The organism is Streptococcus mitis SK1080 (assembly GCF_000220085.1).
GTDB classification, from domain to species: domain Bacteria; phylum Bacillota; class Bacilli; order Lactobacillales; family Streptococcaceae; genus Streptococcus; species Streptococcus mitis_K.
Genome location: NZ_AFQV01000020.1, coordinates 12206 through 33190, shown reverse-complemented (window position 1 = coordinate 33190; position 20985 = coordinate 12206). Strand labels below are relative to the sequence as shown.

Annotated in this window: 23 protein-coding genes; all 23 read left to right on the top strand. The window is 40.7% G+C overall.

The window, feature by feature from the left end; all coding sequences use genetic code 11:
* Positions 1 to 92: 92 nt before the first annotated feature.
* The 23 genes from HMPREF9957_RS08245 to adhE all read left to right on the top strand — a co-directional run bounded on the left by HMPREF9957_RS08245 (position 93) and on the right by adhE (position 20953).
* Entirely contained in the window at positions 93 to 1910 is a 1818-nt protein-coding gene (locus tag HMPREF9957_RS08245) for an acyltransferase family protein (RefSeq protein ID WP_001220875.1), read from the top strand.
* A 151-nt stretch (positions 1911 to 2061) separates the two neighbouring features.
* A complete protein-coding gene (gene nagA, locus HMPREF9957_RS08240) occupies positions 2062 to 3213 on the top strand; it encodes an N-acetylglucosamine-6-phosphate deacetylase (RefSeq protein ID WP_001134549.1) in 1152 nt (383 codons plus the stop codon).
* Positions 3214 to 3374: 161 nt separating this feature from the next.
* On the top strand, positions 3375 to 4433 hold the full coding sequence (locus HMPREF9957_RS08235) for a zinc-dependent alcohol dehydrogenase family protein (protein ID WP_000649457.1): 1059 nt from the start codon (positions 3375 to 3377) through the stop codon (positions 4431 to 4433).
* 149 nt (positions 4434 to 4582) lie between these two features.
* Positions 4583 to 4948: a DUF1033 family protein gene (locus HMPREF9957_RS08230; RefSeq protein ID WP_000286409.1), complete on the top strand. Its 366-nt coding sequence runs from the start codon at positions 4583 to 4585 to the stop codon at positions 4946 to 4948.
* 76 nt (positions 4949 to 5024) lie between these two features.
* The gene (gene comGA, locus HMPREF9957_RS08225; protein WP_000249562.1) at positions 5025 to 5966 is read left to right on the top strand and encodes a competence type IV pilus ATPase ComGA; all 942 of its coding nucleotides are present in this window, start codon (positions 5025 to 5027) and stop codon (positions 5964 to 5966) included.
* Complete coding sequence (comGB, locus tag HMPREF9957_RS08220; protein ID WP_080563534.1) at positions 5914 to 6930, top strand: competence type IV pilus assembly protein ComGB; 1017 nt, start codon at positions 5914 to 5916, stop codon at positions 6928 to 6930. Before comGA ends, comGB begins: the two co-directional genes overlap by 53 nt.
* Position 6931: 1 nt before the next feature.
* Entirely contained in the window at positions 6932 to 7255 is a 324-nt protein-coding gene (gene comGC / locus HMPREF9957_RS08215) for a comG operon protein ComGC (protein ID WP_000738640.1), read from the top strand.
* Positions 7218 to 7652 carry a competence type IV pilus minor pilin ComGD gene (gene comGD, locus HMPREF9957_RS08210; RefSeq protein WP_029689920.1) on the top strand — a complete coding sequence of 145 codons (435 nt, stop codon included), beginning with the start codon at positions 7218 to 7220 and terminating at the stop codon, positions 7650 to 7652. Before comGC ends, comGD begins: the two co-directional genes overlap by 38 nt.
* A complete protein-coding gene (gene comGE, locus HMPREF9957_RS08205) occupies positions 7615 to 7917 on the top strand; it encodes a competence type IV pilus minor pilin ComGE (protein WP_000413380.1) in 303 nt (100 codons plus the stop codon). The genes comGD and comGE overlap by 38 nt, the downstream gene beginning before the upstream one ends.
* The gene (gene comGF / locus HMPREF9957_RS08200; protein ID WP_000250515.1) at positions 7880 to 8341 is read left to right on the top strand and encodes a competence type IV pilus minor pilin ComGF; all 462 of its coding nucleotides are present in this window, start codon (positions 7880 to 7882) and stop codon (positions 8339 to 8341) included. Before comGE ends, comGF begins: the two co-directional genes overlap by 38 nt.
* Positions 8319 to 8732: a competence type IV pilus minor pilin ComGG gene (gene comGG / locus HMPREF9957_RS08195; RefSeq protein WP_000265636.1), complete on the top strand. Its 414-nt coding sequence runs from the start codon at positions 8319 to 8321 to the stop codon at positions 8730 to 8732. Before comGF ends, comGG begins: the two co-directional genes overlap by 23 nt.
* Before the next feature lie 32 nt (positions 8733 to 8764).
* Positions 8765 to 9352: a class I SAM-dependent methyltransferase gene (locus HMPREF9957_RS08190; protein ID WP_000679784.1), complete on the top strand. Its 588-nt coding sequence runs from the start codon at positions 8765 to 8767 to the stop codon at positions 9350 to 9352.
* Positions 9353 to 9412: 60 nt separating this feature from the next.
* Complete coding sequence (locus tag HMPREF9957_RS08185) at positions 9413 to 10366, top strand: class I SAM-dependent methyltransferase (RefSeq protein WP_000345141.1); 954 nt, start codon at positions 9413 to 9415, stop codon at positions 10364 to 10366.
* A 50-nt stretch (positions 10367 to 10416) separates the two neighbouring features.
* Positions 10417 to 11607: an acetate kinase gene (locus tag HMPREF9957_RS08180; protein ID WP_000167763.1), complete on the top strand. Its 1191-nt coding sequence runs from the start codon at positions 10417 to 10419 to the stop codon at positions 11605 to 11607.
* A gap of 148 nt (positions 11608 to 11755) precedes the next feature.
* On the top strand, positions 11756 to 12127 hold the full coding sequence (gene rnpA / locus HMPREF9957_RS08175) for a ribonuclease P protein component (protein WP_000739242.1): 372 nt from the start codon (positions 11756 to 11758) through the stop codon (positions 12125 to 12127).
* Positions 12102 to 12926 (top strand): membrane protein insertase YidC, encoded by an 825-nt coding sequence (locus HMPREF9957_RS08170; protein ID WP_004242452.1) that lies wholly within the window; start codon positions 12102 to 12104, stop codon positions 12924 to 12926. The genes rnpA and HMPREF9957_RS08170 overlap by 26 nt, the downstream gene beginning before the upstream one ends.
* Positions 12927 to 12943: 17 nt before the next feature.
* Positions 12944 to 13930 carry an RNA-binding cell elongation regulator Jag/EloR gene (gene jag, locus HMPREF9957_RS08165; RefSeq protein ID WP_000260004.1) on the top strand — a complete coding sequence of 329 codons (987 nt, stop codon included), beginning with the start codon at positions 12944 to 12946 and terminating at the stop codon, positions 13928 to 13930.
* Positions 13931 to 13980: 50 nt separating this feature from the next.
* Positions 13981 to 14604 (top strand): hypothetical protein, encoded by a 624-nt coding sequence (locus HMPREF9957_RS08160; protein ID WP_000932651.1) that lies wholly within the window; start codon positions 13981 to 13983, stop codon positions 14602 to 14604.
* Between the two features lie 116 nt (positions 14605 to 14720).
* Positions 14721 to 16697 (top strand): transketolase, encoded by a 1977-nt coding sequence (tkt, locus tag HMPREF9957_RS08155; RefSeq protein ID WP_000067888.1) that lies wholly within the window; start codon positions 14721 to 14723, stop codon positions 16695 to 16697.
* 117 nt (positions 16698 to 16814) lie between these two features.
* Complete coding sequence (gene yajC / locus HMPREF9957_RS08150) at positions 16815 to 17114, top strand: preprotein translocase subunit YajC (protein WP_001069287.1); 300 nt, start codon at positions 16815 to 16817, stop codon at positions 17112 to 17114.
* A gap of 46 nt (positions 17115 to 17160) precedes the next feature.
* Positions 17161 to 17604: a low molecular weight protein-tyrosine-phosphatase gene (locus tag HMPREF9957_RS08145; RefSeq protein ID WP_000737454.1), complete on the top strand. Its 444-nt coding sequence runs from the start codon at positions 17161 to 17163 to the stop codon at positions 17602 to 17604.
* On the top strand, positions 17591 to 18001 hold the full coding sequence (locus HMPREF9957_RS08140) for an MORN repeat-containing protein (protein ID WP_000527383.1): 411 nt from the start codon (positions 17591 to 17593) through the stop codon (positions 17999 to 18001). Before HMPREF9957_RS08145 ends, HMPREF9957_RS08140 begins: the two co-directional genes overlap by 14 nt.
* Before the next feature lie 300 nt (positions 18002 to 18301).
* Positions 18302 to 20953: a bifunctional acetaldehyde-CoA/alcohol dehydrogenase gene (gene adhE, locus HMPREF9957_RS08135; RefSeq protein ID WP_000763955.1), complete on the top strand. Its 2652-nt coding sequence runs from the start codon at positions 18302 to 18304 to the stop codon at positions 20951 to 20953.
* Positions 20954 to 20985: the final 32 nt, after the last annotated feature.

Below are 20985 nucleotides of genomic sequence, written 5' to 3'. Positions count from 1 at the left end.
GGATATAAGCTAAAAATCCTAAGTTTTCTCTTGGGATTTTTCTTCTTTTTTTGATAGAATAAAGTGTATAATGAAAGGGAGAATAAACTCGTATGCGCATTAAATGGTTTTCCTTGATTAGAATTACAGGTTTACTACTGGTACTCTTGTATCATTTCTTTCAGACGATCTTTCCTGGAGGATTTTTCGGGGTAGATGTCTTTTTCACATTTTCAGGTTTCTTGATTACGGCTCTACTTATCGAAGAGTTTTCTAAAAATCATGAGATTGACTTGGTTGGATTTTTTAGGAGACGCTTTTATCGGATTGTGCCACCTGTGGTTTTGATGGTCTTGGTAACCATGCCCTTTACTTTCTTGGTTCGCCAAGACTATGTTGCTGGAATTGGCGGTCAAATTGCGGGTGTTTTAGGCTTTATGACCAACTTCTATGAACTTCTAACAGGAGGGAGTTATGAATCTCAGTTCATTCCTCATTTGTTTGTTCATAATTGGAGTTTGGCTGTGGAGGTTCATTACTATATTCTTTGGGGGTTGGCAGTTTGGTTCTTATCCAAACAGGCTAAATCAAATGGTCAGTTGAGGGGAATGGTCTTTCTCTTGTCTGTTGCTGCCTTCTTGATCAGCTTCTTCTCCATGTTTATTGGTAGTTTTCTAGTAACCTCTTATTCTTCTGTTTACTTCTCCAGTTTAACTCATGTTTATCCATTCTTTTTAGGAAGTATTTTAGCAACTATCGTAGGCGTTCGTCAGACAACTTCTTTAGTTAAGCAGTTGGATAAAATCTGGGATTTACGAAAGACCCTATTGGTTTTTTCAGGAGGTTTTGGCTTCTTACTCATTTTGACCTTCTTTGTCAAATTTACCTATCTTTTTGCCTATCTTATCGGCTTTTTACTTGCCAGTCTTGCAGCTCTTGCTATGATATTGGCGGCGCGTGTCTTGCATGAAAAGACTCCTCATATACAGGAGCCAAAGATGATTAGCTTTTTAGCGGATACTAGCTATGCGGTTTATCTCTTCCATTGGCCTTTCTATATCATTTTCTCACAGTTGACCTCAAATCTTCTTGCTGTCTTACTGACTTTGCTCTTTTCTTATGGATTTGCCAGTCTTTCATTTTATGTGTTGGAACCTTGGATTGCAGGAAAGGACACACATATTATACAAACTCTTCGTCCCCTGCCTTATATTCACGCAATTCTTGCAACAAGTACAGGAATCTTGGCCTTCATTGTCCTCTTAGTGACTTTGTTGGCACCACAAGTGGGAGCGTTTGAGACAGACTTAACTGTCAATGGTTTGAAGCAAGCTGCAACAAATATTAGCCAGACAAAAGTGATGACAGAACGGGCAGATGCAAACAGTTTGGGAATTGCTGATGGTACTATGTTAATTGGTGACTCAGTGGCTCTAAGAGCTAATACAGCCCTGCAGACAGCCCTTCCTGGAGCACAGATTAACGCGCAGGTCAGCAGAACAACCAAGACCGCCAACGAAATCATGCTCAACAATAGCCAGAATAAATTTTTACCTAAGATGGTGATCATTGCAACAGGGGTAAATAATCCTGAAAATTACAAGGAAGATTGGGATAGTATCGTGAAAAATCTTCCTAAGGGGCACCATATGGTTTTGGTGACTCCTTATGAAGGAGATAAGACAAAAGAGACCTATGCAATCGTTGAGAAGGCGGCTGCCTATATGAGAGAATTGGCAGAGAAGACTCCTTATATCACCATTGCTGATTGGAATCAAGTTGCTAAGGAACATCCAGAGATCTGGACAGGAACAGACCAAGTCCATTTCGGAAGTGACACTAGCAAAATTGAAGCCGGAGCTAAATTGTATGCAGATACCATTGCTGCAGCCTTGCAAACAGCTCAAGACAAACCAGTCAAATCAAAATAACTTGTATTAAAAAGAGAAGAGTTGGAGAAATCCAGCTCTTTTAAAATATCTCTAGAAAATAGGTCTATACCATTTACAAATGAATCAGAAAGGTTTATAATGTAATTGACATAATAAATATCAAAAGTAATCTTTTAAGGAGGTCATTATTATGCCTAATTACGTTAAAGCGGATCAGTTTTTCTATCCATTTGGCATTCGTCGCGGTGGGTACTTAGAACTTGTTGATGGCAAATTTGGGAAACATGTGGATCAAATTCCTGAAGGAGCAGAGGTTCTTGACTATACTGGTTATAGCATTGCACCAGGTCTTGTGGATACTCATATTCATGGATATGCAGGTGTAGATGTGATGGACAACAACATTGAAGGTACATTGCATACTATGAGTGAAGGACTTCTTAGTACCGGTGTTACCAGTTTCTTGCCCACAACTTTAACAGCCACTTATGAGCAATTGCTTGCAGTCACTGAAAATCTTGGAAACCATTATAAAGAAGCAACGGGTGCTAAGATTCGTGGGATTTATTATGAAGGTCCATATTTCACAGAAACTTTTAAGGGGGCACAAAATCCAACTTATATGAGAGACCCGGGTGTCGAGGAGTTTCATTCTTGGCAGGATGCTGCAAAAGGGATGCTAAATAAAATCGCTATTGCACCAGAACGTGATGGGGTGGAAGATTTTGTACGTACTATTACAGGTGAAGGTGTGACAGTTGCACTTGGACACTCAGATGCGACATTTGAACAAGCTAAGAAGGCAGTTGATGCTGGAGCTAGTGTATGGGTACATGCCTATAATGGGATGCGTGGTTTAACACACCGCGAACTAGGTATGGTAGGAGCTATGTATGAGCTTCCACATACTTACGCAGAATTGATTTGTGATGGTTATCACGTAGATCCAAAAGCTTGTGAGATTTTACTTAAGCAAAAGGGGACAGAAAACATCGCTCTTATTACGGACTGTATGACAGCTGGTGGGCTTGAAGACGGTGACTATATGTTGGGAGAATTCCCTGTTGTAGTAGCAAATGGAACTGCACGTCTCAAATCTACTGGTAATTTGGCAGGTTCTATCCTCAAACTTAAAGATGGTATGAGAAATGTAGTCGAGTGGGGTATTGCAAATCCACACGAAGCGGTCATGATGGCTAGCCTTAACCCAGCAAAATCTGTTCACATTGATGATGTCTGTGGTCAAATCCGCGAAGGCTATGACGCGGACTTTATCGTATTAGATAAAGATTTGGAATTGGTAGCAACCTATCTAGATGGTGTGAAACGTTATCAAGCATAAGAGAGAAAGCAGAAGTTAGAGATTAGCTTCTGCTTTTTTATCTATATTGCTTTACCAGTAAATAAAAAAGTTAAAAAAATCACAAAAAAGCTTGAGCAAACAAATGAAAAGGTTTACAATTGTATTATAAATAATACAAATAAAAAACGGAGGAGTGCTTTATGAAAGCCTATACTTATGTTAAACCAGGACTTGCTTCTTTTGTTGACGTTGACAAACCAGTGATTCGTAAGCCAACAGACGCTATTGTGCGTATCGTAAAAACCACTATTTGTGGAACAGACCTCCATATTATCAAAGGGGATGTTCCTGCTTGCCAAAGTGGTACCATTCTTGGTCACGAAGGGATTGGGATTGTGGAAGAAGTTGGAGAAGGAGTTTCGAACTTCAAAAAAGGCGACAAGGTCTTGATTTCTTGTGTCTGTGCCTGTGGTAAATGCTACTACTGTAAAAAAGGAATTTATGCTCACTGTGAAGACGAAGGGGGCTGGATTTTTGGTCACTTGATTGATGGTATGCAGGCTGAATATCTACGTGTCCCTCATGCAGATAATACTCTTTACCACACTCCAGAAGACTTGTCAGATGAAGCCTTGGTTATGCTATCAGACATTCTGCCTACTGGATATGAAATTGGTGTCTTAAAAGGGAAAGTAGAACCTGGTTGCAGCGTAGCCATTATTGGTTCAGGTCCAGTTGGATTGGCTGCTCTTTTGACGGCTCAATTCTACTCACCAGCTAAATTGATTATGGTGGACTTAGACGATAACCGCTTGGAAACTGCTCTATCATTTGGTGCGACTCATAAGGTTAATTCTTCAGACCCTGAAAAAGCCATTAAAGAAATTTACGATTTGACAGATGGTCGTGGTGTGGATGTTGCTATCGAAGCTGTTGGTATTCCTGCAACATTTGATTTCTGTCAAAAGATTATCGGTATAGACGGAACAGTTGCCAACTGTGGTGTACATGGTAAACCAGTTGAATTCGATTTAGACAAACTTTGGATTCGCAACATCAATGTAACAACTGGTTTGGTATCTACAAATACAACTCCACAATTGTTGAAAGCTCTTGAAAGTCATAAGATTGAACCAGAAAAATTGGTAACTCACTATTTCAAACTCAGTGAAATTGAAAAAGCCTATGAAGTTTTCAGTAAGGCAGCAGACCACCATGCAATCAAAGTCATTATTGAAAACGATATCTCAGAAGCTTAAGTAGTGAAAACATTTTGGAACATAAGCAAATAGAAATTCAGTCATCATAGGATGGCTGGATTTTTTATCGAAAAATTAAGAAATGAGCATATTTCTTTCCTTGTCTAGCGGAATTAGTTATAATATACGGTACAAAGGAATGAATGAATATGTATCGTGTTATAGAAATGTACGGAGATTTTGAACCGTGGTGGTTCTTAGAAGGTTGGGAAGAAGATATTGTAGCAAGTAAGAAATTTGACCAGTATTATGATGCTCTCAAATACTACAAGACTTGCTGGTTTAGATTGGAACAAGAATCCCCTCTTTATAAAAGTAGAAGCGACTTGATGACCATTTTTTGGGATCCAGAAGACCAACGCTGGTGCGATGAATGTGATGAGTATTTACAACAATACCATTCTTTGGCTCTTTTGCAGGACGAGCAGGTTATTCCAGATGAAAAACTACGCCCAGGCTATGAAAAACAAACTGGTCAGGAAAGGCATCGTTCTTGCCGTATGAAATTAAAATAGAGAAAAAGTAACTTTTTTGGAGTTGCTTTTTTTATTTTCCCAAATCTTTGCGAATAGTATAGGTGAGGAGGTAAGTATGGTTCAAGAAATTGCACAAGAAATCATTCGTTCGGCTCGGAAAAAAGGGGCGCAAGACATTTATTTTGTCCCCAAGTTAGACGTTTATGAGCTTCATATGAGGGTGGGAGACGAGCGCTGTAAAATTGGTTGTTATGATTTTGAAAAGTTTGCGGCTGTCATCAGTCACTTTAAGTTTGTAGCGGGTATGAATGTGGGAGAAAAGCGACGTAGTCAGCTAGGTTCCTGCGATTATACCTATGACGATAAGATGGCGTCCCTGCGTTTATCTACTGTAGGCGATTATCGAGGGCATGAGAGTTTAGTGATTCGTTTGTTGCATGATGAGGAGCAGGATTTGCATTTTTGGTTTCAGGATATTGACGAATTGGGTAAGCAGTACAGACAACGGGGACTTTATCTCTTTGCTGGCCCAGTCGGCAGTGGCAAGACAACCTTAATGCATGAATTAGCTAAGTCCCTTTTTAAGGGGCAACAGGTTATGTCTATTGAAGATCCAGTCGAAATCAAGCAGGACGACATGCTCCAGTTGCAGTTGAACGAAGCAATCGGGTTGACATATGAAAATCTCATCAAACTTTCCCTACGTCATCGACCAGATCTCTTGATTATCGGAGAAATTCGAGACAGCGAAACGGCGCGTGCAGTGGTCAGAGCCAGTTTGACAGGGGCGACAGTCTTTTCAACCATTCATGCCAAGAGTATCCGAGGTGTTTATGAGCGCTTGCTGGAGTTGGGTGTGAGTGAGGAGGAATTAGCAGTCGTTCTGCAAGGAGTCTGCTACCAGAGATTAATCGGGGGAGGAGGAATCGTTGACTTTGCAAACAAAGACTATCAAGAACACCAGCCAACTAGCTGGAATGAACAGATTGACCAGCTTCTTGAAGATGGACATATCACAAGTCTTCAGGCTGAAACGGAAAAAATTAGCTACAGCTAAGCAAAAAAATATCATCACCTTGTTTAACAATCTCTTTTCCAGTGGTTTTCATCTGGTGGAGACAATCTCTTTTTTAGATAGGAGTGCCTTGTTGGACAAGCAGTGTGTGACACAAATGCGCACGGGCTTGTCTCAGGGGAAATCATTCTCAGAAATGATGGAAAGTTTGGGCTTTTCAAGTGCCATTGTCACTCAGTTATCCCTAGCGGAAGTCCATGGAAATCTCCACCTGAGTTTGGGAAAGATAGAAGAGTATCTAGACAATCTAGCCAAGGTCAAGAAAAAATTAATTGAAGTAGCGACCTATCCCTTGATTTTGCTGGGTTTTCTTCTCTTAATCATGCTGGGGCTACGGAACTACCTACTACCACAACTGGATAGTAGTAATATTGCCACCCAAATTATTGGCAATCTGCCACAAATTTTTCTAGGAATGGTAGGGTTTGTTTCAGTAGGTGTCCTTTTAGCACTCACTTTTTATAAAAGAAGTTCTAAGATGCGCGTCTTTTCTATCCTAGCACGCATTCCTTTTCTTGGAATCTTTGTGCAGACTTATCTGACAGCTTATTATGCGCGTGAATGGGGGAATATGATTTCGCAGGGAATGGAGCTGACGCAGATTTTTCACATGATGCAGGAACAAGGTTCCCAGCTCTTTAAAGAAATCGGTCAAGACCTAGCTCAATCCCTACAAAATGGTCAGGGATTTTCCCAGACTATAGGGACCTATCCTTTCTTTAGGAAGGAATTGAGTCTCATTATCGAGTATGGGGAAGTCAAGTCCAAGCTGGGTAGTGAGTTGGAAATCTATGCTGAAAAAACTTGGGAAGCCTTTTTTACCCGAGTCAACCGTACCATGAATTTGGTGCAGCCACTGGTTTTTATCTTTGTGGCTCTGATTATCGTTTTACTTTATGCGGCAATGCTCATGCCCATGTATCAAAATATGGAGGTAAATTTTTAACATGAAAAAAATGATGACATTTTTGAAAAAAGCTAAGGTTAAAGCTTTCACTCTGGTAGAGATGTTGGTGGTCTTGCTCATCATCAGCGTGCTTCTATTACTCTTTGTACCTAATCTGACCAAGCAAAAAGAAGCAGTCAATGACAAAGGAAAAGCTGCTGTTGTTAAGGTGGTGGAAAGCCAGGCAGAGCTTTATAGCTTGGATAAAAATGAAGATGCTAGTCTAAGTAAGTTACAAGCAGATGGGCGAATCACAGAAGAGCAAGCTAAAGCTTATAAAGAATATCATGCAAAACAAAATAAGACTCAAACCGTTGCAGATTAAGGCCTTTACCATGCTGGAAAGCCTCTTGGTTTTGGGTCTTGTGAGTATCCTTGCTTTGGGCTTGTCAGGCTCTGTCCAGTCTATTTTTGCGGCGGTAGAGGAGCAGATTTTCTTTATGGAGTTTGAAGAACTCTATCGGGAAACCCAAAAACGCAGTGTAGCTAGTCAGCAAAAGACTAGTCTGAACTTAGATGGGCAGACGATTAGCAATGGCAGTCAAAAGTTGACAGTCCCTAAAGGGATTCAGTCACCATCGGGACAAAGTATTACATTTGACCGAGCTGGGGGCAATTCGTCCCTGGCTAAGGTTGAATTTCAGACCAGTAAAGGAGCGATTCGTTATCAATTATATCTAGGAAATGGAAAAATTAAACGCATTAAGGAAACAAAAAATTAGGGCAGTAATTTTACTGGAAGCAGTAGTCGCTCTAGCTATCTTTGCCAGTATTGCGACCCTCCTTTTGGGACAAATTCAGAAAAATAGACAAGAAGAAGCAAAAATCTTGCAAAAGGAAGAAGTCTTGAGGGTAGCTAAGATGGCCTTGCAGACAGGTCAAAATCAGGTAAACATAAATGGAGTTGAGATTCAGGTGTTTTCTAGTGAAAAGGGATTGGAGGTTTATCATGGTTCAGAACAGTTGTTGGCTATCAAAGAGCCATAAGGTCAAGGCTTTTACCTTGTTAGAATCCTTGATTGCCCTCATTGTCATCAGTGGAAGCTTACTTCTCTTTCAAGCCATGAGTCAGCTCCTCATTTCAGAAGTTCGCTACCAGCAACAAAGCGAGCAAAAAGAGTGGCTCTTGTTTGTGGATCAGCTGGAGACAGAATTAGACCGTTCACAGTTCGAAAAAGTGGAGGGCAATCGCATCTATATGAAGCAGGATGGTAAGGACATCGCCATCGGTAAGTCAAAATCAGATGATTTTCGGAAAACCGATGCCAGTGGACGGGGTTATCAGCCGATGGTTTATGGCCTCAAATCCGCACAGATTACAGAGGACAATCAAGTGGTTCGCTTTCGTTTCCAGTTCAAAAAAGGCTTAGAAAGGGAGTTCATCTATCGTGTGGAAAAAGAAAAAAGTTAAGGCAGGTGTTCTCCTCTATGCAGTCACCATGGCAGCCATCTTTAGTCTTTTGTTACAATTTTACTTGAACCGACAAGTCGTCCACCATCGAGACTATGCTTTAAATAAAGAAAAGTTAATTGCTTTTGCCATGGCCAAGCGAACCAAAGATAAGGTTGAGCAAGAAAGTGGAGAACAGGTTTATAACCTAGGTCAGGTGAGCTATCAAAATAAGAAAACAAGCTTGGTGACGACGGTTCGTACGCCTAAGAGTCAATATGAGTTTCTGTTTCCTTCAGTCAAAATCAAAGAAGAGAAAAGAGATAAAAAGGAAAAGGTAGCGACCGATTCAAACGAAAAAGTGGAGAAGAAAAAATCAGAAAAGAAGCCTGAAAAGAAAGAGAATTCCTAGCCAACCAAGCTACTTTGTGCTAAACTAAAAATATGAAACATGATTTTAACCATAAAGCAGAAACTTTTGATTCCCCTAAAAATATCTTCCTTGCAAACTTGGTTTGTCAAGCAGTCGAGAAACAGATTGATCCTCTATCAGACAAAGAAATTTTGGATTTCGGTGGAGGGACGGGTCTGTTAGCTTTGCCCCTAGCCATTCAAGCCAAGTTCGTTACTCTTGTAGATATTTCTGAGAAAATGCTGGAGCAAGCTCGTTTGAAAGCGGAGCAGCAAGAAGTCAAGAATATCCAGTTTTTGGAGCAAGATTTACTGGAAAATCCCTTGAAGCAAGAGTTTGATCTCATTGTTGTTTGTCGTGTTCTTCATCATATGCCTGATTTGAATGGGGCTCTCTCACTGTTTCATCAACATTTGAAGGAAGATGGACAACTCCTCATTGCTGATTTTACCAAGACAGAAGCTAACCATCATGGATTTGAATTGGTTGAACTGGAAAACAAGCTAATTGAGCATGGTTTTTCATCTGTGCATAGTCAGATCCTCTATAGCGCTGAAGACCTGTTTCAAGGAAATTACTCAGAACTCTTTTTAACAGTAGCCCAAAAATCACTCGCCTAGTCAGGGAGTGATTTTTCTATAAGGATGGAAAAAAGAAGGGAAATTTGATAAGATAGGAATATGGATTTTGAAAAAATTGAACAAGCTTATACGTATTTACTAGAGAATGTCCAAGTCATCCAAAGTGATTTGGCGACCAATTTTTATGATGCCTTGGTGGAGCAAAACAGCATCTATCTGGATGGTGAGACGAAGCTAAAACAGGTCAAAGAGAACAATCAAGCCCTTAAGCGTTTAGCGCTTCGCAAAGAAGAATGGCTCAAGACCTACCAGTTTCTCTTGATGAAAGCTGGGCAAACAGAACCCTTGCAGGCCAATCACCAGTTTACACCAGATGCTATTGCCTTACTTTTGGTGTTTATTGTGGAAGAGTTGTTTAAAGAGGAGGAGATTACGATCCTCGAAATGGGTTCTGGCATGGGAATTCTAGGCGCTACTTTCTTGACCTCGCTTGCTAAAAAAGTGGATTACTTGGGAATGGAAGTGGATGATTTGCTGATTGATCTGGCAGCTAGCATGTCAGATGTGATTGGTTTGCAGGCTGGTTTTGTTCAAGGAGATGCCGTTCGTCCACAAATGCTCAAAGAAAGCGATGTGGTCATCAGCGACTTGCCTGTCGGCTATTATCCTGATGATGCCGTTGCGTCGCGTCATCAAGTTGCTTCTAGTCAAGAACATACCTACGCCCATCACTTGCTCATGGAACAAGGACTTAAGTATCTCAAATCAGATGGCTACGCTATTTTTCTAGCTCCGGGTGATTTGTTGACCAGTCCTCAAAGTGATTTGTTGAAAGGCTGGTTGAAAGAGGAGGCAAGTCTGGTTGCCATGATCAGTCTGCCTGAAAATCTCTTTGCTAATGCTAAACAATCTAAGACTATTTTTATCCTACAGAAGAAAAATGAAATAGCAGTAGAGCCTTTTATTTATCCACTTGCTAGCTTGCAAGATGCAAGTGTTTTAATGAAATTTAAAGAAAATTTTCAAAAATGGACTCAAGGTACTGAAATATAAAATAGATTTTGTTATAATAGATGAAAACGCTTAAAAAGGGGTATCATGTTATGACAAAAACAATTGCAATCAATGCAGGAAGTTCAAGTTTGAAATGGCAATTATACTTAATGCCAGAAGAAAAAGTATTGGCGAAAGGTTTGATTGAACGTATCGGTTTGAAAGATTCAATTTCAACTGTAAAATTTGATGGTCGTTCTGAACAACAAATTTTGGATATTGAAAATCACACACAAGCTGTTAAAATCTTATTGGATGACTTGATTCGTTTCGATATTATCAAGGCTTATGATGAGATTACTGGTGTTGGACACCGTGTTGTGGCTGGTGGAGAATATTTCAAAGAATCAACAGTCGTTGAGGGAGATGTTTTAGAAAAAGTTGAAGAGTTGAGCTTGTTGGCTCCTCTCCACAATCCAGCCAATGCAGCAGGTGTTCGTGCCTTCAAGGAATTGTTGCCAGACATTACCAGTGTAGTTGTTTTTGATACTTCATTCCACACAAGTATGCCAGAGAAAGCTTATCGCTATCCTCTACCAACAAAATATTACACAGAAAACAAGGTTCGTAAATATGGTGCCCACGGTACAAGCCATCAGTTTGTAGCAGGAGAAGCTGCAAAACTCTTGGGACGTCCATTAGAAGACTTGAAATTGATTACTTGCCACATCGGTAATGGTGCTTCTATTACAGCCGTTAAAGGTGGTCAATCTGTCGATACTTCAATGGGCTTCACTCCACTTGGTGGTGTGATGATGGGTACTCGTACAGGAGATATTGACCCAGCTATCATTCCTTATTTAATGCAATATACAGAGGACTTTAACACGCCTGAAGACATTAGTCGCGTCCTTAATCGTGAATCAGGGCTTATGGGTGTTTCAGGTAAATCTAGTGATATGCGTGATGTGATTGCTGCTATGGAAGAAGGGGACCACGATGCCACTTTGGCTTATGAAATGTATGTTGACCGTATTCAAAAACATATCGGTCAATACCTTGCAGTCTTAAATGGAGCAGATGCTATTATCTTTACTGCAGGTATCGGTGAAAATGCTGCAAACGTACGTGAAGATGTTATCTCAGGTATCTCTTGGTTTGGCTGTGATGTTGATCCAGAAAAGAACGTCTTCGGTGTGACAGGAGATATCTCAACAGAGGCAGCGAAGATCCGTGTATTGGTTATTCCAACAGATGAAGAATTAGTCATTGCCCGTGATGTTGAACGCTTGAAAAAATAAGTAAAACTAGTAAAAATATTCCGTACAAGGAGTTGGGAAAGAGATTTTCCGGCTCCTTTTTCTGATGAAATTGTGCAAAACCTTGCTATGATTGGCTTTTTTGAAAAATATGGTATAATAGTAGTAATTTAATAGATGGAGTTGAGTTTTGAAGAAAAACTTTCGTGTAAAAAGAGAGAAAGATTTTAAGGCGATTTTCAAGGAAGGGACAAGTTTTGCTAATCGCAAATTTGTTGTCTACCAATTAGAAAATCAGAAAAACCATTTTCGAGTAGGTCTATCAGTTAGCAAAAAGCTGGGGAATGCCGTCACTAGAAATCAAATCAAGCGACGGATTCGGCATATTATCCAGAATGCAAAAGGGAGTCTGGCAGAAGATGTCGATTTTGTTGTCATTGCTCGAAAAGGGGTCGAAACCTTGGGATACGCAGAGATGGAGAAAAATCTACTCCACGTATTAAAATTATCAAAGATTTACCAGGAAGGAAATGGGAGTGAAAAAGAAACTACAGTTGACTAGTTTGCTAGGGCTGTCTCTATTGATCATGACAGCCTGTGCAACTAATGGGACGACTAGCGATATTACAGCCAATTCGGCTGATTTTTGGAGTAAATTTGTTTACTTCTTTGCGGAAGTTATTCGCTTCTTATCGTTTGATATCAGTATCGGAGTGGGGATTATTCTCTTTACGGTCTTGATTCGTACAGTCCTCTTGCCAGTCTTTCAGGTGCAAATGGTGGCTTCTAGAAAAATGCAGGAAGCTCAACCACGCATTAAGGCGCTTCGAGAACAATATCCAGGTCGTGATATGGAAAGCAGAACCAAGCTAGAGCAAGAAATGCGTAAAGTCTTTAAAGAAATGGGTGTCAGACAGTCAGATTCTCTTTGGCCGATTTTGATTCAGATGCCGGTTATCTTGGCCTTGTTCCAAGCTCTATCAAGAGTTGACTTTTTAAAGACAGGTCATTTCTTATGGATTAACCTTGGTGGTGTGGATACAACCCTTGTTCTTCCGATTTTAGCAGCTGTATTTACCTTTTTAAGTACTTGGCTGTCTAATAAAGCCTTGTCTGAGCGTAATGGTGCTACGACTGCGATGATGTATGGGATCCCGGTCTTGATTTTTATCTTTGCAGTTTATGCGCCAGGTGGAGTCGCCCTATACTGGACAGTGTCTAATGCTTATCAAGTCTTGCAAACCTATTTCTTGAACAATCCATTCAAGATTATCGCAGAGCGCAAGGCTCTAGTACAGGCACAGAAAGATTTGGAAAATAGAAAAAGAAAAGCCAAGAAAAAGGCTCAGAAAACGAAATAATAAGGAGGAATCTGGTAATGGTAGTATTTACAGGTTCAACTGTTGAAGAAGCAATCCAGAAAGGATTGAAAGAATTAGATATTCCAAGAATGAAGGCTCATATCAAAGTCATTTCTCGTGAGAAAAAAGGGTTTCTTGGCTTATTTGGTAAAAAACCAGCCCAAGTGGATATCGATGCTATTAGTGAAACGACAGTTGTAAAAGCAAACCAACAAGCTGTAAAGGGAGTTCCAAAACAAATCAATGATTTGAATGAGCCTGTTAAAACAGTCAGTGAAGCAACGGTTGATTTGGGTCATGTTGTAGAGGCGATTAAAAAGATTGAAGAGGAAGGTCAAGGTATTTCTGATGAAGTCAAGGCTGAAATCTTAAAACATGAAAGACATGCCAGCACTATCTTAGAAGAAACTGGTCACATTGAGATTTTAAATGAACTTCAAATCGAGGAAGCGATGAGGGAAGAAGCAGGCGCTGATGACCTTGAAACTGAGCAAGACCAAACTGAAAATCAAGACTTGACAGAGATGGGCTTGAAAGTTGAACCGAGCTTTGATATTGCCCAGGTGGCTACGGATGTGACTGCCTATGTTCAAGCGATTGTGGATGATATGGATGTTGAAGCCACACTTTCAAATGATTATAACCGTCGTAGTATCAATTTGCAAATTGATACTAACGAACCAGGTCGTATTATCGGCTACCACGGTAAAGTCTTGAAAGCCTTGCAACTGTTGGCTCAAAATTATCTTTACAACCGCTATTCAAGAACCTTCTACATTACTATCAATGTCAATGATTATGTTGAACACCGTGCAGAAGTCTTGCAGACCTATGCGCAAAAATTGGCGACTCGTGTTTTAGAAGAAGGTCGCAGTCATCAAACGGATCCAATGTCAAATAGCGAACGCAAGATTATCCACCGTATTATTTCACGTATGGATGGCGTGACCAGTTACTCTGAAGGTGACGAGCCCAATCGCTATGTCGTTGTAGATACAGAATAAGTAAAATCAGGGTTGACCTGATTTTTTGCTAGTTAGAAGAGGTTAAGCGTATGTTGAATAAGATAAGAGATTATTTAGACTTTGCTGGTTTGCAGTATCGTAATCCGGATAAGTCTGGAGATGAGCGAGAGAAGATGCTGGAATTGCGCCACAAAGGTCAAGAGGCCAGAAAGGCTTTTACAGAACTGGCCAATGCCTTTCAAGTAAGTCATCCAGAATGGCAACTCCAACAGACTAGCCAGTGGATGAATCAGGCGCAACGTTTACGACCACATTTTTGGGTTTATCTACAGAGAGACGGACAAGTGACAGAACCTATGATGGCTCTTCGTTTGTATGGAAGCTCTTCTAATTTTGGAGTTTCACTTGAAGTTAGTTTTATCGAACGTAAGAAGGATGAGCAAACCTTGGAGCAACAAGCCAAGGTATTAGAAGTTCCAGTGGTAGAAGGGATTTATTATCTAGCCTACTCTGATGGCCAAAGTCAACGGTGGGATGCGAACGAAGAAAATCGTCGTACTTTAGTCGAGAAGATAGGCAGCCAAGAAATCCGAAAAGTGCTAGTTAAGGCAGATGTTTCTTTTATTGAAAATCAATCACTAGAAGTGATTTTAGAAAAATTAGATGAAGCTTATGAACGTTTACTTCCCTACTATCAAGCGACTAGAGGGTAGAAAATAGATGACTTATCTAGTGTCGAATTGTTTAATTGCTATTCTATGTATTTTTTCATATAATAGTAAAATAGAATGTGTGATTCAATAATCACCTCAAATAGAAAGGAAATTCTATGTCAAATCTATCTGTTAATGCAATTCGTTTCCTAGGTATTGACGCTATCAACAAAGCCAACTCAGGTCACCCAGGTGTGGTTATGGGAGCAGCTCCGATGGCTTACAGCCTCTTTACAAAACAACTTCGTATCAATCCAGCTCAACCAAACTGGATTAACCGCGACCGTTTTATTCTTTCAGCAGGTCATGGTTCAATGCTTCTTTATGCCCTTCTTCACCTTTCTGGTTTTGAAGATGTCAGCATGGATGAGATCAAGAGCTTCCGTCAATGGGGTTCAAAAACACCAGGTCACCCAGAATTTGGCCATACAGCAGGGATTGATGCTACGACAGGTCCTTTAGGTCAAGGGATTTCAACTGCTACTGGTTTTGCCCAGGCAGAACGTTTCTTGGCAGCTAAATATAACCGCGAAGGCTACAATATCTTTGACCACTACACTTACGTTATTTGTGGAGACGGAGATTTGATGGAAGGTGTTTCAAGTGAGGCGGCTTCATACGCAGGCTTGCAAAAACTAGACAAGTTGGTTGTTCTTTATGATTCAAATGACATCAACTTGGATGGTGAGACAAAAGATTCCTTTACAGAAAGTGTTCGTGACCGTTACAATGCCTACGGTTGGCATACTGCCTTGGTTGAAGATGGAACAGACTTGGAAGCAATCCATGCAGCTATCGAAACAGCAAAAGCTTCAGGCAAACCATCTTTGATTGAAGTGAAGACTGTTATTGGATACGGTTCTCCAAACAAACAAGGGACTAATGCTGTACACGGTGCTCCTCTTGGAGCAGATGAAACTGCAGCAACTCGTCAAGCTCTTGGTTGGGACTACGAACCATTTGAAATCCCAGAACAAGTATATGCTGATTTCAAAGAACATGTTGCAGACCGTGGCGCATCAGCTTATCAAACTTGGACTAAATTAGTTGCTGATTATAAAGAAGCTCACCCAGAATTGGCTGCAGAAGTAGAAGCCATCATCGACGGACGTGATCCAGTTGAAGTGACTCCAGCAGACTTCCCAGCCTTAGAAAATGGCTTCTCTCAAGCAACTCGTAACTCGAGCCAAGATGCTTTAAACGTTGTAGCTGCTAAATTGCCAACTTTCTTGGGTGGATCAGCTGACCTAGCTCACTCAAACATGACTTACATTAAAACAGATGGACTTCAAGACGATGTTCATCGCTTGAACCGTAACATTCAGTTTGGTGTTCGTGAATTTGCAATGGGAACGATCTTGAACGGGATGGCCCTTCATGGTGGACTTCGTGTATACGGTGGAACTTTCTTCGTCTTCTCTGACTATGTGAAGGCAGCTGTCCGCTTGTCAGCCTTGCAAGGACTTCCTGTGACTTATGTCTTTACCCACGATTCAATCGCGGTTGGGGAAGACGGTCCAACGCACGAACCAGTTGAGCATTTAGCAGGTCTTCGTGCCATGCCAAATCTGAATGTTTTTCGTCCAGCAGATGCGCGTGAAACGCAAGCAGCTTGGTACCTTGCAGTGACAAGCGAAAAAACACCAACTGCCCTTGTCTTGACACGTCAAAACTTGACTGTTGAAGAGGGAACAGACTTCGACAAGGTTGCTAAAGGTGCCTATGTTGTCTATGAAAATGCAGCAGACTTTGATACAATCTTGATTGCGACAGGTTCAGAGGTCAATCTTGCTGTCTCAGCTGCCAAAGAATTGGCTAGTCAAGGTGAAAAAGTCCGCGTAGTCAGCATGCCATCTACAGATGTCTTTGACGCACAAGATGCAGCATACAAGGAAGAAATTCTTCCAAATGCAGTCCGCCGTCGTGTTGCAGTTGAAATGGGTGCAACTCAAAACTGGTACAAATATGTTGGTCTCGATGGTGCTGTTCTTGGTATTGATACCTTCGGAGCCTCTGCTCCAGCACCAAAAGTATTGGCAGAATATGGCTTTACTGTAGAAAATCTTGTAAAAGTCGTTCAAAACTTGAAATAATTCTAAAAATCAGGGCGCAAGCTCTGGTTTTTTCTTACTAGAAAAGTAAGGTACAATCTTGTAAAAGTAGCTGAAATTTGATATAGTAGTCCTATGTAAAAGACAAAGGAGAAGACAATGAATCCAAATTATACATTTTTAATCATGCTAGCCCTTATGGTGGGCTTGATGTTCTTTACGCAACGCTCTCAAAAGAAACAAGCACAAAAACGTATGGAAAGTTTGAATAAACTACAAAAAGGATATGAAGTGATTACAATCGGTGGACTTTACGGAACAGTCGATGAAGTAGATACGGAGAAGGGAACAATTGTTCTTGACGTAGATGGAGTTTACTTGACCTTTGAACTAGCTGCTATCAAGACAGTATTACCGCTGAAAGAAACAGCTTCATTAGAAGGCGCAATTGAAAAATAAGACGGGATTACGAACTCCCGTTTTTCTATAAAAGAAAGGAAATGGGATGAAAAAATTAGTCTTTGTCTGTCTGGGAAATATTTGTCGCAGCCCTATGGCCGAGTTTGTTATGAAATCGATGACAGATAACTACGAAATCCAAAGTCGAGCGACTTCCTCTTGGGAACATGGCAATCCGATTCATAAGGGAACTCAGGGGGTTTTTCAACAGTATGAGATTCCTTATGACAAGAGCAAGACATCGCTTCAGATTAGTAAGGAAGATTTTGAAGCCTTTGATTATATTATCGGCATGGATGCTTCAAATGTTTCTGACTTACGTCAGATGTGCCCAGTAAACTGTCAAGATAAGATTTACTCATTTGCATCTGAAAGTGTTCCAGATCCTTGGTATACAGGAGATTTTGAGGAAACCTATCGACGTGTTCAAGAGGGCTGTCAAGTTTGGCTAGAACGTTTAGAAAAGGAGAGTGAAGATGGGAAATCTTAAGAATTTTTACGACAAGTATCGTGTTTATCTGACTCGTCCACGTTTAGAGATTTTAGCAGTAGTTACCATTGTTTTTTGTGCTGTACTCGTCTTTTTTCTAAATATTCCCGGGAAAGGTGTTCTAAAGCTTGATAATGGAACGATTGTTTACGACGGTAGTCTTGTACGTGGTAAAATGAATGGGCAAGGTACCATTACCTTCCAAAATGGAGACCAATATACAGGTGGCTTCAACAATGGAGCCTTCAACGGAAAAGGTACCTTTCAATCTAAAGAAGGCTGGATCTACGAAGGGGATTTTGTAAATGGTCAAGCTGAAGGAAAAGGGAAACTAACAACAGAACAAGAAGTCGTTTATGAAGGGACTTTTAAACAAGGCGTTTTTCAACAAAAATAAAGCCTCCTTATCAAAGGAGGTATTGTTAAAACCAAATAAGTAAGCGCTTACCTGTAAATCCCTTTCTTTCCAAGCTCCTCTTCCAAGCAAGTTTGTGAAATAAAAAAATATTTGAAATAAATTTCACAAACTCTAAAGAAAAAGCTTGCTAAGAAAAGAAACTAGCAAACATTTCACAAGGTGCTAAAAATTCTTTGTGAAATGTTTATGAAACTGTTTACAAAGTTGAAATAATGCGTTATAATAAACTTGTGAAAAAATTAACAAAGGATTTAATCCTTGAAAGCTATGGAGGAAAATATGGCTGATAAAAAAACTGTGACACCAGAGGAAAAGAAACTCGCTGCTGAAAAGCATGTTGATGGCTTGGTGCAAAAAGCTTTAGTTGCTCTTGAAGAAATGCGTAAGTTGGATCAAGAGCAAGTTGACTACATCGTAGCTAAAGCGTCAGTGGCAGCTTTGGATGCCCACGGAGAATTGGCTTTACATGCCTTTGAAGAAACAGGACGTGGTGTATTTGAAGATAAAGCAACTAAGAACTTGTTTGCTTGTGAACACGTAGTAAACAACATGCGCCACACTAAGACAGTTGGTGTTATCGAAGAAGACGATGTAACAGGATTGACTCTTATTGCTGAACCAGTTGGTGTTGTTTGTGGTATCACTCCAACAACAAACCCAACATCAACAGCAATCTTCAAATCATTGATTTCATTGAAGACACGTAACCCAATCGTCTTTGCCTTCCATCCATCAGCACAAGAATCATCTGCTCATGCAGCTCGTATCGTTCGCGATGCAGCTATCGCAGCTGGTGCTCCTGAAAACTGTGTACAGTGGATCACTGAACCATCTATGGAAGCAACTAGTGCCCTTATGAACCACGAAGGTATTGCAACAATTCTCGCAACAGGTGGTAATGCTATGGTTAAAGCCGCATACTCATGTGGTAAACCAGCTCTTGGGGTAGGTGCTGGTAACGTTCCAGCTTATGTTGAAAAATCAGCAAATATCCGTCAAGCAGCACACGATATCGTTATGTCTAAATCATTTGATAACGGTATGGTCTGTGCATCTGAACAAGCAGTTATCATTGATAAAGAAATTTACGATGAATTTGTAGCAGAGTTCAAATCTTACCACACTTACTTTGTAAACAAAAAAGAAAAAGCACTTCTTGAAGAGTTCTGCTTCGGCGTGAAAGCAAACAGCAAAAACTGTGCGGGTGCAAAATTGAACGCTGACATCGTTGGTAAACCAGCAACTTGGATTGCAGAACAAGCAGGATTTACAGTTCCAGAAGGAACAAACATTCTTGCTGCTGAATGTAAAGAAGTTGGTGAAAATGAGCCATTGACTCGTGAAAAATTGTCACCAGTTATCGCAGTTTTGAAATCTGAAAGCCGTGAAGATGGTATTACTAAGGCTCGTCAAATGGTTGAATTTAACGGTCTTGGACACTCAGCAGCTATCCACACAGCTGACGAAGAATTGACTAAAGAATTTGGTAAAGCTGTTAAAGCTATTCGTGTTATCTGTAACTCACCTTCTACTTTCGGTGGTATCGGGGACGTTTACAATGCCTTCTTGCCATCATTGACACTTGGATGTGGTTCTTACGGACGCAACTCAGTTGGGGATAACGTTAGTGCCATTAACCTCTTGAATATCAAAAAAGTCGGAAGACGGAGAAATAACATGCAATGGATGAAACTTCCTTCAAAAACATACTTTGAACGTGATTCAATTCAATACCTTCAAAAATGTCGTGACGTTGAACGTGTCATGATCGTTACTGACCATGCCATGGTAGAGCTTGGTTTCCTTGATCGTATCATCGAACAACTTGACCTTCGTCGCAATAAGGTTGTTTACCAAATCTTTGCTGATGTGGAACCAGATCCAGATATCACAACAGTAAACCGTGGTACTGAGATTATGCGTGCCTTCAAACCAGATACAATTATCGCTCTCGGTGGTGGATCTCCAATGGATGCCGCTAAAGTAATGTGGCTCTTCTATGAACAACCAGAAGTGGACTTCCGTGACCTTGTCCAAAAATTCATGGATATCCGTAAACGTGCCTTCAAATTCCCATTGCTTGGTAAGAAGACTAAATTTATCGCAATCCCAACAACATCTGGTACAGGATCTGAAGTAACACCATTTGCCGTTATCTCTGATAAAGCGAATAACCGTAAATACCCAATCGCTGACTACTCATTGACACCAACTGTGGCAATCGTAGACCCTGCTTTGGTATTGACAGTTCCTGGATTTGTTGCTGCGGACACTGGTATGGACGTATTGACCCACGCGACTGAAGCTTACGTATCACAAATGGCTAGCGACTACACTGACGGTCTTGCACTTCAAGCCATCAAGCTTGTATTCGAAAACCTTGAAAGCTCAGTTAAGAACGCAGACTTCCACTCACGTGAGAAAATGCATAACGCTTCAACAATCGCTGGTATGGCCTTTGCCAATGCCTTCCTAGGTATTTCTCACTCAATGGCTCATAAGATTGGTGCGCAATTCCACACAATCCACGGTCGTACAAATGCTATCTTGCTTCCATACGTCATCCGCTACAACGGTACACGTCCAGCTAAGACAGCAACATGGCCTAAGTACAACTACTACCGTGCAGATGAAAAATACCAAGATATCGCACGTATGCTTGGCCTTCCAGCTTCTACTCCAGAAGAAGGTGTGGAATCTTACGCAAAAGCTGTCTACGAACTTGGTGAGCGCGTAGGTATCCAAATGAACTTCAAAGCACAAGGAATCGATGAAAAAGAATGGAAAGAACATTCTCGTGAATTGGCCTTCCTTGCTTACGAAGATCAATGTTCACCAGCTAACCCACGTCTTCCAATGGTTGACCACATGCAAGAAATCATCGAAGATTCTTACTATGGCTACAAAGAAAGACCAGGACGCCGTAAATAATTGTTATCAGCCTAGAGGCAGGAATTTCCTGT

Bases quoted from the DNA above. Each gene is read 5' to 3' on its own strand.
- adhE (WP_000763955.1), top strand. From the start codon at position 18,302: ATGGCTGATAAAAAAACTGTGACACCAGAGGAAAAGAAACTCGCTGCT.
- comGA (WP_000249562.1), top strand. From the start codon at position 5,025: ATGGTTCAAGAAATTGCACAAGAAATCATTCGTTCGGCTCGGAAAAAA.
- HMPREF9957_RS08145 (WP_000737454.1), top strand. From the start codon at position 17,161: ATGAAAAAATTAGTCTTTGTCTGTCTGGGAAATATTTGTCGCAGCCCT.
- HMPREF9957_RS08190 (WP_000679784.1), top strand. From the start codon at position 8,765: ATGAAACATGATTTTAACCATAAAGCAGAAACTTTTGATTCCCCTAAA.
- HMPREF9957_RS08230 (WP_000286409.1), top strand. From the start codon at position 4,583: ATGTATCGTGTTATAGAAATGTACGGAGATTTTGAACCGTGGTGGTTC.
- HMPREF9957_RS08185 (WP_000345141.1), top strand. From the start codon at position 9,413: ATGGATTTTGAAAAAATTGAACAAGCTTATACGTATTTACTAGAGAAT.
- comGD (WP_029689920.1), top strand. From the start codon at position 7,218: ATGCAAAACAAAATAAGACTCAAACCGTTGCAGATTAAGGCCTTTACC.
- yajC (WP_001069287.1), top strand. From the start codon at position 16,815: ATGAATCCAAATTATACATTTTTAATCATGCTAGCCCTTATGGTGGGC.
- HMPREF9957_RS08180 (WP_000167763.1), top strand. From the start codon at position 10,417: ATGACAAAAACAATTGCAATCAATGCAGGAAGTTCAAGTTTGAAATGG.
- HMPREF9957_RS08245 (WP_001220875.1), top strand. From the start codon at position 93: ATGCGCATTAAATGGTTTTCCTTGATTAGAATTACAGGTTTACTACTG.
- jag (WP_000260004.1), top strand. From the start codon at position 12,944: ATGGTAGTATTTACAGGTTCAACTGTTGAAGAAGCAATCCAGAAAGGA.
- tkt (WP_000067888.1), top strand. From the start codon at position 14,721: ATGTCAAATCTATCTGTTAATGCAATTCGTTTCCTAGGTATTGACGCT.
- HMPREF9957_RS08160 (WP_000932651.1), top strand. From the start codon at position 13,981: ATGTTGAATAAGATAAGAGATTATTTAGACTTTGCTGGTTTGCAGTAT.
- nagA (WP_001134549.1), top strand. From the start codon at position 2,062: ATGCCTAATTACGTTAAAGCGGATCAGTTTTTCTATCCATTTGGCATT.
- comGE (WP_000413380.1), top strand. From the start codon at position 7,615: ATGGAAAAATTAAACGCATTAAGGAAACAAAAAATTAGGGCAGTAATT.
- comGF (WP_000250515.1), top strand. From the start codon at position 7,880: ATGGTTCAGAACAGTTGTTGGCTATCAAAGAGCCATAAGGTCAAGGCT.
- HMPREF9957_RS08140 (WP_000527383.1), top strand. From the start codon at position 17,591: ATGGGAAATCTTAAGAATTTTTACGACAAGTATCGTGTTTATCTGACT.
- comGC (WP_000738640.1), top strand. From the start codon at position 6,932: ATGAAAAAAATGATGACATTTTTGAAAAAAGCTAAGGTTAAAGCTTTC.
- HMPREF9957_RS08235 (WP_000649457.1), top strand. From the start codon at position 3,375: ATGAAAGCCTATACTTATGTTAAACCAGGACTTGCTTCTTTTGTTGAC.
- comGB (WP_080563534.1), top strand. From the start codon at position 5,914: ATGGACATATCACAAGTCTTCAGGCTGAAACGGAAAAAATTAGCTACA.